The following is a 10,820-nucleotide window of genomic DNA, read 5'->3' on the forward strand; positions in this document are numbered from 1 at the left end:
CGGCCGCTGTCGCTAAGCTGCCTGAAAAGTCGCATGCAGGAGAATTGCCGATGAAAGTGGTTGAGGCCGCAACGCTGACAGAGTTTGTCGGTCAGCAGCTGGGAGCGTCCGAGTGGTTCGAGATTGATCAGGGCAGAATCAACGCCTTTGCCGATGCCACTCTGGATCACCAGTTTATTCATGTGGACCCGGAGCGGGCGAAAAGCACGCCCTTTGGGGGCACCATCGCCCATGGTTATCTGACGCTGTCGCTGTTGCCTTACCTGCAAGCCTCCATCGAGAATTTTCTCATGCCCAAGGGCATGAAAATGGCCATGAACTACGGGTTCGACAAATTGCGTTTCATGGCACCGGTGAAGGTCAACAAGCGGGTGCGTGCGGTGGCGTCACTGATGGAGGCCACCGAGAAAAAGCCGGGCCAGTGGCTGCTCAAGTTCAACTTTACCGTGGAAATCGAAGGCGAAGACAAGCCGGCCCTGGTGGCAGAGTGGCTGTTGATGTATTTCGTTTGATCCCACCCGCCTCGTTTACGTAAATACCCTCATCCAGGGCTGGCAGGTTTGCCGGCCCTGTCGGTATCATGATTAATCATGAGTTTGCTAGCCCGTGGTGGCCTTTGTGGCCTGTGGCAGGCAAACGGCCGTTATTGAAAACGCTGCCGTTTGCCGGGCATGGCCCGGCAAGACAGTAAGGACAACAATAAATGAGGCATCGTACGCGCCAGTGGTTGCGACAGCTGGTTGATAACCGCTCGTCCATTCGCCGGGATCTGTTGCTGGGACTGAGCCATGCCCGGGATATTCCGCGCCTGATCATGCCGGTGCGCAGCGAAGCCGGTTGTCGTTCGGAATTGCAGTGGCGCTCCTATCCCAGTTTCAGTGATGCCGCCTTGTCCCTGTTTCAGTTGCTGGTCCCCGGTGACCGGGAATCGATCAGCCAGGGCACGCTGGTCTGCCAACCGGAGCGTGCTCCCCGGCAGGATGACGCCACACGCTGGTTTTTCATTAATGGCCTGGGCTCCGCCGGCCCGGTGGCGATACTCAACGCCAGTGAAATTGCGCGGATTTTCCGGCGTCCGGTGCATCTGATTCATACCCCCACCTGGGGCCTGGTGGGCGACCTGATGGCCTCCATTACTGCCCGCACCCTGCGCAAGGATGGCAAGCTCTCGCGCCCGGCTCTGCATGTTCTGGTGGAAGCACTGGAGCGCCATGAGCGAGTGATTCTGATCAGCCACTCTCAGGGCACCATCGTGGCCAGCTACATCGTGCGCAAGTTGCTGCGCCACGAAAGCACCCGCCCGCTGGTGAAGAAACTGGAGCTTTACTGTATTGGCGGAGTGGCCGACAGCCTGGATGTGGACCCGGCCCTGTCACTGGCAGCGGGCCATCCGGTGCCCTATGTAGAGCATTTCGCCAATGGCCGTGATTACCTGGCGCAGGTGGGCATTCTCTCTCACCTGGACAGTACTGCCGGTACCCTCTATTGCCTGGCCAATCGCTCCGGTCATTTGCTCAACCGTCATTATCTTGCCGGTATTGCTCGGGGGGACTACTGCCAGGGTCGCTCGCGGCTCTATCAATATGTTCGCGGGCGGCAACCGGCGTTACGGCGCACCGAGTCAGCGCTGCCGGGCCGGGCAGGGTGAGCGCCATGGAACGGGATCAACGCCCTTTGCTGTTGTTCGTCGATGATTCGCGCGTCATGCGTCTGGCGGCGGAAAAAATGCTCGGTAACGAGTTCCGTGTGGATGTGGCGGAAGACGGGCTTCGCGCCTGGCAGATGATTCGCAACAATCCCTCCATCTCCGTGGTCTTCACCGACCTGGCCATGCCGGAAATGGATGGTTTTACGCTACTCAAGACCATTCGCACCAGTGATGACGACGGTGTCGCCGGCCTGCCGGTGATCATAGTCACCGGCGCGGAAAACGATGAGCAGGCGCGCAGTGAAGCGCTGCGCCTGGGGGCCACGGACTTTATCAGCAAGCCGTTCAACTCCACTGACCTGCTGGCCCGGGCCCGGGCCCACGCCAATTACCAGCGTGAGCGCAAGTTGCTGGTGCGCCAGGCCATGATTGATCCGCTCACGCGTCTGGGCAATCGGCGCTACCTGCAACACCGTCTGCGCCAGGAATTGTCGCTGGCGGCTCGCCAGCATTATGCCCTGTCCGTGGCGCAGCTGGAGGTGCATCAGTTCAATCAGTTATTCATGCGCCTGGGCAAGGAGCGGGCGGATCGGGTGCTGCTGCGACTGGCCCGCACGCTAAGGGGGCTGATTCGCAAGGAAGATTCCATTGCCCGGACCAGCGTGGCGCAATTTACCGTGCTGTTGCCCAGCGCCGGATCGCAGGGCGCCCAGCGCTTTGTGGAGCGGGCCATGAAGGCGGCGGCGGAGCTGGCCTTCCAGTACCAGGGGCAGGTGATCCGTTTGCCGCTGACGGCGGCCATTCACACCCCCACCGCCCATACCGGTCTGACCGTACGGCCGGTACTGGAGACACTGGCGAACCAGGCCTCACAGGCCCGTGAAGCGGGCGCCGGTATGGTGGTCAGTGACAAGAGCCTGGCCCAGGCCGGTGAGGCCCGGCCCGAGCCCATGAACGTAGAACAGGCCCTGGGATTGCTGGCGGCGGGCAAGACCCGGCTGGTGATCGGGGCATTACCGGATTTGAAGCGCCAGCTGACGCCGTTGTTACGATTGATGCGCAGCGTGGCGCAGGAGCAGGAGAGACCATGAAAGTGACGGTGGATCGTCAGTTCGACATCGGCGTGGACCGCATGTACGAGATTTTCACCAGCAAGGACTTTTTCGAGCAGCGCTTTGCCTGGGGCAAGGTGCATGATTACCGTTTCGATGCTTTCGAGCGCACCGCCGGTGGCTTCCTGGTGCGCATTATTCAGCCGGTCAGTATCCGCACCGACAAGGTGCCGGGCTTCGCACGCAAATTGCTGCCGTCCCGGGCCGACCTGCTTACCGAATTTCTCTGGCACAGCCAGGATGATGCCGGTCCGCATCAGGCCGACTACCGTTTTCAGCTCGGCAATGTGCCGGTCAAGGTCAGTGGCATCATGCGTCTGGCCGGTGATGGTCAGCAATGCCGCCAGCATACCCAGGTGGAGGTCAGTTCCAGCGTGCCGCTGGTAGGGCGCAAACTGGTGGAACTGATTGCGCCCAAGGTGGATGACGCCCTGGAAGGGGACTACCGGCAGACGCGGCGTTATCTGGAGCAGTGTCTATAGTGACCCGCCGGGTTTTCCGGCTTCCCTAACGCCGATACTTTTCGCCCAGCCGGCGCATTCGCTGGCGCCAGCGGCCACGGAACCAGCGTCGCTGAAACCAGTGATGGCCGGCGGTATCGGGCAGATGATGCAGAGGCTTGCGACCGATGGTAGCGAGAATCTGCTGGGCCAGCTGACGGGTTTCCAGGCGGGCATTATCGATCTCCCGCTCCAGCCGAATCCGCGATAGCGGATCCGTCGCCAGGGGCGGCAGACTCCCGCGGGTCAGTGGTATTGAAATCAGGCTGACCTGAATCCCGAGGCCGGCGAGTTCCGCATCCAGACTTTCGCTGAGCGCGGCAATGGCACCGCCGGTGACGGCATTGGCGCTGCGCAGCGGCTCGGGGATCACCCCCTGTTGACTGATGACATTGAGCAGGCAGCCGCTGCGCTGGCGCTTCATGGTGGCAACCGCCGACTGGCAACTGTACACCGTGGCCATCAGCTGTTCATTGAGCAGGGTCTGCCACAGGCCCGGGTCGATGGCCTCGAAGGGGCCGCTGACCGGCGTGTGGGCCAGGTTAATGACCACATCCAGGCGCTGCCAGCGGCGCAGAATCCGTTCCATGGCCTGCTGGATTTCACCGCGTCGGCCCTGGCTGACTGGCATGAACAGGGCTTCGTGCCCCTCGGAATGCAATTGCTGGCATATCTGATTGCCCAGATGCGCATCGGCATCGGCAATCGCCGTGCGAAAGCGGCCACCGGCCTGTTGCGCCAGTGCCTGGCCCAGCGGCGTTGTGCCCCCCAGAATCAGCAAGGTCGGCAATTGCTTCAAAGGTGCGTCTCCCGTTTCGCAAAAGATGTGAACAAGTGTTGACTTTCGGAATTTGTAAAAGCTAACATGTGTTCACTGATTAGGGAACGAGGAGGGATTTAATCATGTTTGTACGCCACGTTATCAAGGATGTCCTGTTTTTGCTGGTTGCTCTGGCAGCCATGATTGCCCTGGTCCACGCCATTGCCGCTGACGGTCAAAACCTGTTCGCCGCCATGGTGGTTTTCGCCGCGATGGTGCCGGTTGTCGGCAGTGCCGCGGTGGCGCTCAAGCGCGACTGGGACAGCCGTGACAGCCTGATGCACTAACCCCTGTTAGCGGGCGCTCTGCGCCCGCTGCTCCATTTGTGACACTGGCAGGCTCAGTACCTGCTCTTCCCCTTCGCTGCGAGCGAGCAGCACCGATACCACACTGTCCCCCCAGATATTGACCGCAGTGCGGCACATATCCAATACCCGGTCTGTTACCAGTATCAGGCCAATGGCTTCCAGCGGCAGTCCAATGGCACCCAGAATCACGGTAATTGCCACCAGTGAGGCGGCCGGGATGCTGGCCACACCGATGGAGGTCAGGACCGCGGTGAGCACAATCATGAACTGGGTTGTCAGTGACAGGTCCATGCCGTAGGCCTGGGCGATGAACATGGCGGCCACACATTCATACAGTGCGGTGCCGTCCATATTGACGGTGGCCCCCAGGGGCAACACAAAGCTGCTGGTGCGCGGCGACACCCCGGCCCGTTTCTGGACACATTCCATGGTCAGGGGCAGGGTAGCGGCGCTGCTGGCCGAAGAGAAGGCGGTGAGCAGCGCCGGTGTCATCGCCTGAACATGACGCAGCGGACTGCGGCGGGCCACCAGGCGGATCATCAGTGGCATGAAAACGAAAGCATGGGTAAACAACGCCACCAGCACGGTGGCAAAGAACCAGGCCAGCGGAATGATGGCGTCCAGTCCGGTGCGTGTCACGGTGGCGGCGATCAGTGCGAAGACGCCCACCGGCGTGAAGCGGATGATCAGCATGGTAATGCGCATGACCACCAGATAGATGCCTTCAATCAATTCACGCAGGGTTTGCGGCGCCTGGCCTTTTTCCACCCGCAGAAAGTAGCCGAACAGTAGTGAAAAGACGATCAGGCCCAGCATCTGACCATTGGCGGCCGCGGCGATAAGGTTGGGCGGCAGCATCTGGCGCAGGATGTCGGTGAAATCCCCGGCGCCACGGTCCTTGACGCTGGCCAGCGCTTCATGGGTATTGGCCGACAGGCCCAGCAGGTCCCTGGCGGGCGTGCCGTCAATGATGCCGGGGGCGAACAGGTTGACCATCAACAAGCCGATCAGTACTGCCACCAGGGTGGTGGTCATGTACAACGCCAGGGTCTTGATCCCCATACGACCGACACTTTTTCCCTGGCCGACACCGACCATGCCGGAAATGATGGCGGTGACAATCAGCGGTACCACCACCATCTTCAGGGCGTTAATGAAGAGACTGCCAATCAGGTCGTAGCCGGCCAGTAGTGGTATGCCCAGCAGGGTGCTCTGTTCCTGGGTCAGGGCGCCGGCGATCCCCCCGGCCAGCATGGCCAGAAAAATGGCGTGGTGTAATTTCATGGTGTTCCCTGTTGCCTGCCTGCGTTTTGGGCCAAGGTTACCTGATATCGCGCACGGACACAGGCGTCTCGCGCTCAGAGCAGCTCGCGCAGGGCGCTCTGCAGGCCGGGGTTGTGTTGAGCGGTACTGTCGTAGGCCTGCTTGAGCAGACGGTCGGCCTCCACCGGGCCGATGCGTTCGCAAAGCAGCACATAGGCCCGGTTGAGCTGGGTGCGCAGGGGACCAATGTCCAGCGGTGACAGGGCTTGCTGGGGATGTTGCAGCCAGCTTTCCATCACCAGACGGATCTGGGCGGGGGTATTTTTCTGGCGTAACTGGGCAAGCATGTCCAGGCGTAGCTGGCTGGCCTGCTGCTCACCCAGGCGCTGCCAGATGGCATGTTGCAGCAGCTGGAAAGCCTGGGTGCAGGGGTGGCGTTCCGGGCTGTCCGGCTGGCTCTGCGACCAGGGGTCTGCCTGGAGTTCGCTGACTGGCAGGCTCATGGCCTGCACCAGGCTCATATGGATGTGATGACGCCGGTCGGCCAGATCGAACAGGCGGCACAGCTCACTGACAAACCCTTGCAGGGAAAAGCGTGGTCGGTCCGCATAGGAGTCCTGCCACAGGCTGATGGCTTCCAGCAGCAGACGCTCCTCCATGAAGGGCGACAGGCCGGTGATGATGGCACGGCGGCGACGGCTCAGTTCCTGGCTCATCAGCGACGCTCCATGTCGGTGGCCAGGTCGGCATCGTAGAGGTTGCCGCTGGCAAACTCCGGATAACCGGATTCCGCATGTTCGCTCACATCCAGGCCGCGCTGCTCATGGATGGCCGGGGCACGTAGCCCTGCCAGGATGGCCACCAGCATGTACATGATCAGGGCGGTGAAGAAGGCCCAGCCAAAGGCCACCACGATGCCCAGTAGCTGCACCAGGATCCGCTGACTGTCGAACAGGTCGCCATCGTAGAACAGACCGGCGGCCAGTGTTCCCCAGGCACCGGCAAAGGCGTGTACTGGCACCGCGCCGACCACATCGTCCAGTCGCATGGCCAGCATCAGACGCCCACCCAGGGCCGCCAGCAGGCCGGCCAGGAAACCGGTAATAATGGCATAGCCCGGTACCATGGTGGCGCAGCCGGCGGTAATGGCCACCAAACCGGCGATGCTGCCGTTGACGGTTTCGGTGAGCAGCACCGGGCGGCGGCTTAATACCCGGTAAAGCACACTGCCCACGGCGCCGGCGGCGGCTGCCAGCTGGGTGTTGAGATTGACGCGGGCAATATCCACGGAGGCGGCCAGGGTGGAGCCACCATTGAAACCGAACCAGCCGAACCAGAGGATAAAGCCGCCCAGCGCCACATAGGACAGGTTGTGGCCGGGGATGGTGCGCGGTTTGCCTTTCTGGTCAAACCGGCCAAGCCGGGGACCCACTACCATGATGCCGGCCAGGGCGCACCAGCCACCAATGCTGTGGACCACGGTGGAGCCGGCGAAGTCGATGAAGCCCAGCTGGTTGAGCCAGCCATTGCTGTTCCAGGCCCAGCTGCCGTAAAGCGGATAAATCAGCCCGGTGATCAACATGGCACCGCACAGGTAGCCCACATAGCGCGTGCGTTCGGCCATGGCCCCGGAGGCGATGGTGGCGGCGGTGGCGGCAAACATGATCTGGAACAGCAGCATGGCCCAGGTGCTGCTGGAGCCATGGCTGAGCATGAAGCCATCTTCACCAAACCAGCCACTGGGGTTGCTGCCAAACATGATGCCGTAGCCCACGGCCCAGAACACCAGGGTGCCGACGCACAGGTCCATGTAGTTTTTCATGACCACGTTCAAGGCGTTCTTGGCCCGGCTCAGGCCACTTTCCAGCAGAGCGAAGCCGGCCTGCATGATAAAGACCAGCGCGGCAGCGGTGGTGACCCAGACGATGTCGGTGGCGCTCATGTCACTGGCGTGGCTGACGGTGGGTAGAAGAAGCAGGGACGCAAAAAGGGGCGGCAGTTTCATGGTCTGTTCCCGATCAGAGAGAGGAGTCTGCTCTCTAGATAGCAACGGCTGTGCCAGACTTGAAAAAGGCGTTAATACGTTTGGATTAAGGAAAACGGCTTATTTATATGCGCAAATTTGGGGCGCTGCGCCATGCGGGTGCGGCGCCTGCGTCAGGCTGGTGCGGGCTGAGGCGTGCAAAGCTGCAGAATCTGCTGGTATTGACGGTCGGATATCTTCTGGATGGAGAGCCGTGGGCGAATGACCAGCTCCATATCCGCGAATTCCGGGTGTTGCTTGATAGCGCTGAGGGTCAGCGGATTGGCAAACGCGTTGAGAAAGCGCACATCCACCTGGTACCAGCGCGGCTCATCCGGCTGGCTGCGCGGGTCATGGCCGGCGTGCTGGTGGTCAAACTGGCTGGGGTCCGGGTAGGGGGCACTGACCACTTCCGCCTCGCCGACAATGGCTGGCTGCGCGCAGCTGGAGTGATAAATCAACACCCGGTCGCCTTGCTGGATTTCATCGCGCAGGCGATTGCGTGCCTGGAAGTTGCGAACCCCGTCCCAGCCGGTGGTTTGCCCGGAGGCCCGCTGCAGGTCCTGCAGACTGAAGCTGTCAGGCTCGGTCTTGAATAACCAGATCTGGTTCACCGTGAAAAGCTCTCCGTCAGCAATCGCTTGGCCTGCTCCACGGAGGCGGTGGCCATCACGGGAAAGGCGGGCTTGTTCAGCCGTAGCATCATATTCATAAAGGTGCGGTTAAGCACGTTTTCAATGACCAGCACCTTGGCCTGGGTAATGCTGGCGAATTCCTCGCTGCAGGCGAAACGGGCGGCCAGCATGTTGAGACTGGCGATCCTGCCGGTATAGATAACGTGCTGCTTGCGCTGCTTGTGTTTGAGGAAAAGCGCCATGCGCTGGCGCAGGATGTTCTGCTCCACAGGAATATCGATCGCGGTGCCGTGGCGGATGCTGACGATGGTAAAAGCACCGTCCTGCCAAACGTTAACCGGGCCCATACTGGTCTCGCTGTATTGTCATGTAGCAGTCCTTATACCTGATTTTGTGCTAACCTTCAGCGCCCCATGACCGGCGGAGGACCCCTGGTGATCAGTGAGCAACACCTGCAAGAGGCCGCAGCGAGCCTGCACACCCTGCGTGATTGTCTGCGCTACGGGGAAACCTGCCTGCGCGCCGGTCAGGTCTTCTATGGCCATGGCAACGACGACCCCTGGGATGAAGCCCTGGCCCTGTTGCTTCACACCTTGTCGCTGCCGCTGGACAGTGACCCGCGCATTCTGGATGCCCGCCTGCTGCCCAGCGAGGTGGCCGCTTACCTGGCGCTGCTGGTCCGGCGGGTCAACGAGCGGGTGCCGGTGCCTTACCTGACCCGGCAAGCCTGGTTCTGCGGCCTGCCTTTTTATGTGGATGAGCGCGTGTTGATTCCGCGCTCGCCGCTGGCGGAATTGATTGAGCAACAGTTTGCACCCTGGTTGGTGCCGGAGCAGGTGCATCGTGTACTGGACCTGTGTACCGGCAGTGGTTGTATCGCCATTGCCTGCGCCTATGCCTTCGAACAGGCGCAGGTGGATGGCAGTGATATCAGTGAGGATGCCCTGGCGGTATGCCGCGAGAACATTGCCCGGCATGGCCTGGAAGGGCAGGTGAGTGCCGTGCTGTCCGATGGCCTGGCCCAGGTGGCTGGCCCCTATGATCTGATTGTTTCCAATCCGCCCTATGTGGATGCCCGGGATATGGCTGCGCTGCCGGATGAATACCGCCACGAGCCGGAACTGGCACTGGCCTCCGGCGACGACGGGCTGGACTTCACCCGTCGTCTGTTACGTGAGGCGCCGGACCAGCTCAGCGAGCAGGGCGTATTGATCGTGGAGGTGGGCAACAGCTGGGAGGCCATGCTGGCCGAGTGGCCGGAAGTGCCCTTTTTCTGGTTTGAATTCGAGCGGGGCGGGCACGGGGTATTCATGCTGACTCGCCAACAGCTGCTAGAATATCGCCACGTTTTTTCTGATTGATCTGGTGACAACAGGGCCCCGAGTGCCCGTAGAGGAATCGCATGTCCGGTAACAGTTTTGGTGAACGTTTTCGCATAACCACCTTTGGTGAGAGTCATGGCCTGGCGCTGGGAGCCATTGTCGATGGCTGCCCGCCGGGGCTGGCGATCAGCGAGGCGGACCTGCAGGTGGAGCTGGACCGGCGCAAGCCTGGCACCAGCCGCTACACCACCCAGCGGCGCGAACCGGACCAGGTGAAGATTCTGTCCGGTGTCTTTGAGGGCAAGACCACCGGCACCTCCATCGGTCTGCTGATCGAGAACACCGACCAGAAATCCAAGGATTATTCCAATATCGCCGGTACCTTCCGCCCCGGCCATGCGGATTACACCTACACCCAGAAATACGGCTTCCGGGATTACCGTGGCGGGGGGCGCTCGTCCGCCCGGGAAACCGCCATGCGGGTGGCCGCCGGCGCTATCGCCCGCAAGTTTCTGCATGAGCGCCTGGGGATCCGTATTTATGGCGGCTGTACCCAGATTGGCCCGATTCACGCCGAGCAGTTCGACTGGCAGGCGGTCAACGACAACCCTTTCTTCTTCCCTGACGCGGCCAAGGTGCCGGCCCTGGAGGACCTGATCAATGGCCTGCGCAAGGATGGCTCATCGATTGGCGCCCGGGTGGAAGTGTTTGCCGACGGCGTGCCGCCGGGCTGGGGGGAACCGGTATTTGATCGCATCGATGCCGATCTGGCCAAGGCCATGATGTCCATCAACGCGGTCAAGGGCGTGGAAATCGGTGACGGTTTTGCGGTGGTCAACCAGCGCGGTGAACAGCACCGTGATGAAATGACCCCGGAGGGTTTTCTCAGCAACCATGCCGGCGGGGTTCTGGGGGGCATCAGCTCCGGGCAAACCCTGCGGGTGGCCATGGCGCTCAAGCCCACCTCCAGTATTCTGATTCCCGGCCAGAGCATCAATCTGGACGGTGAGGCCGCCGAGGTAGTCACCAAGGGGCGTCACGACCCCTGTGTGGGTGTGCGAGCTACCCCCATCGCCGAGGCCATGCTGGCTCTGGTGTTGATGGATCATTACCTGCGCCATCGTGCCCAGAACGCGGATGTGGTGCCGCCTTTCGCGCCGATTCCCGGCCAGGCCTGATCAGGGCCTGG

The 10,820-nt window shown here is 61.5% G+C and carries 13 protein-coding genes; 7 read left to right on the top strand and 6 right to left on the bottom strand.

Features of this window, described 5'->3' with window-relative positions; genetic code table 11:
- The first annotated feature begins 50 nt into the window (after positions 1-50).
- From A11A3_RS06395 to A11A3_RS06410, 4 genes are all read left to right on the top strand, one after another.
- Entirely contained in the window at positions 51-512 is a 462-nt protein-coding gene (locus A11A3_RS06395; RefSeq protein WP_008928459.1) for a MaoC family dehydratase, read from the top strand.
- A gap of 191 nt (positions 513-703) precedes the next feature.
- Positions 704-1,648: an alpha/beta hydrolase gene (locus A11A3_RS06400; protein ID WP_008928460.1), complete on the top strand. Its 945-nt coding sequence runs from the start codon at positions 704-706 to the stop codon at positions 1,646-1,648.
- A 5-nt stretch (positions 1,649-1,653) separates the two neighbouring features.
- Entirely contained in the window at positions 1,654-2,739 is a 1,086-nt protein-coding gene (locus A11A3_RS06405) for a diguanylate cyclase domain-containing protein (protein ID WP_008928461.1), read from the top strand.
- The gene (locus A11A3_RS06410; protein ID WP_008928462.1) at positions 2,736-3,242 is read left to right on the top strand and encodes a DUF2505 domain-containing protein; all 507 of its coding nucleotides are present in this window, start codon (positions 2,736-2,738) and stop codon (positions 3,240-3,242) included. The genes A11A3_RS06405 and A11A3_RS06410 overlap by 4 nt, the downstream gene beginning before the upstream one ends.
- 25 nt (positions 3,243-3,267) lie before the next feature.
- Here A11A3_RS06410 and A11A3_RS06415 read toward each other — a convergent pair whose 3' ends face one another.
- Positions 3,268-4,059: an SDR family NAD(P)-dependent oxidoreductase gene (locus A11A3_RS06415; protein ID WP_008928463.1), complete on the bottom strand. Its 792-nt coding sequence runs from the start codon at positions 4,057-4,059 to the stop codon at positions 3,268-3,270.
- Between the two features lie 104 nt (positions 4,060-4,163).
- On the opposite strand from A11A3_RS06415, the gene A11A3_RS06420 reads away from it, so the two are divergent.
- A complete protein-coding gene (locus A11A3_RS06420; RefSeq protein ID WP_008928464.1) occupies positions 4,164-4,367 on the top strand; it encodes a hypothetical protein in 204 nt (67 codons plus the stop codon).
- 6 nt (positions 4,368-4,373) lie between these two features.
- On the opposite strand, the gene A11A3_RS06425 is transcribed toward A11A3_RS06420, so the two are convergent.
- From A11A3_RS06425 to A11A3_RS06445, 5 genes are all read right to left on the bottom strand, one after another.
- Positions 4,374-5,672, bottom strand: a complete 1,299-nt coding sequence (locus tag A11A3_RS06425; protein WP_008928465.1) for a dicarboxylate/amino acid:cation symporter — start codon at positions 5,670-5,672, stop codon at positions 4,374-4,376.
- A 74-nt stretch (positions 5,673-5,746) separates the two neighbouring features.
- The gene (locus tag A11A3_RS06430; RefSeq protein WP_008928466.1) at positions 5,747-6,367 is read right to left on the bottom strand and encodes a hypothetical protein; all 621 of its coding nucleotides are present in this window, start codon (positions 6,365-6,367) and stop codon (positions 5,747-5,749) included.
- Positions 6,367-7,656 carry an ammonium transporter gene (locus A11A3_RS06435; protein ID WP_008928467.1) on the bottom strand — a complete coding sequence of 430 codons (1,290 nt, stop codon included), beginning with the start codon at positions 7,654-7,656 and terminating at the stop codon, positions 6,367-6,369. Before A11A3_RS06435 ends, A11A3_RS06430 begins: the two co-directional genes overlap by 1 nt.
- 152 nt (positions 7,657-7,808) lie before the next feature.
- Positions 7,809-8,288 (bottom strand): EVE domain-containing protein, encoded by a 480-nt coding sequence (locus A11A3_RS06440; protein ID WP_008928468.1) that lies wholly within the window; start codon positions 8,286-8,288, stop codon positions 7,809-7,811.
- Positions 8,285-8,656, bottom strand: coding sequence for a DUF7793 family protein (locus tag A11A3_RS06445; protein ID WP_008928469.1), 372 nt, complete (start codon positions 8,654-8,656; stop codon positions 8,285-8,287). The genes A11A3_RS06440 and A11A3_RS06445 overlap by 4 nt, the downstream gene beginning before the upstream one ends.
- 87 nt (positions 8,657-8,743) lie before the next feature.
- On the opposite strand from A11A3_RS06445, the gene prmB reads away from it, so the two are divergent.
- Both prmB and aroC read left to right on the top strand, forming a co-directional pair.
- Complete coding sequence (gene prmB, locus A11A3_RS06450) at positions 8,744-9,670, top strand: 50S ribosomal protein L3 N(5)-glutamine methyltransferase (protein ID WP_008928470.1); 927 nt, start codon at positions 8,744-8,746, stop codon at positions 9,668-9,670.
- Positions 9,671-9,711: 41 nt separating this feature from the next.
- The gene (gene aroC / locus A11A3_RS06455; protein WP_008928471.1) at positions 9,712-10,809 is read left to right on the top strand and encodes a chorismate synthase; all 1,098 of its coding nucleotides are present in this window, start codon (positions 9,712-9,714) and stop codon (positions 10,807-10,809) included.
- The last annotated feature ends 11 nt before the right edge of the window (positions 10,810-10,820 follow it).

It is taken from the genome of Alcanivorax hongdengensis A-11-3 (assembly GCF_000300995.1).
Lineage (GTDB): Bacteria > Pseudomonadota > Gammaproteobacteria > Pseudomonadales > Alcanivoracaceae > Alcanivorax > Alcanivorax hongdengensis.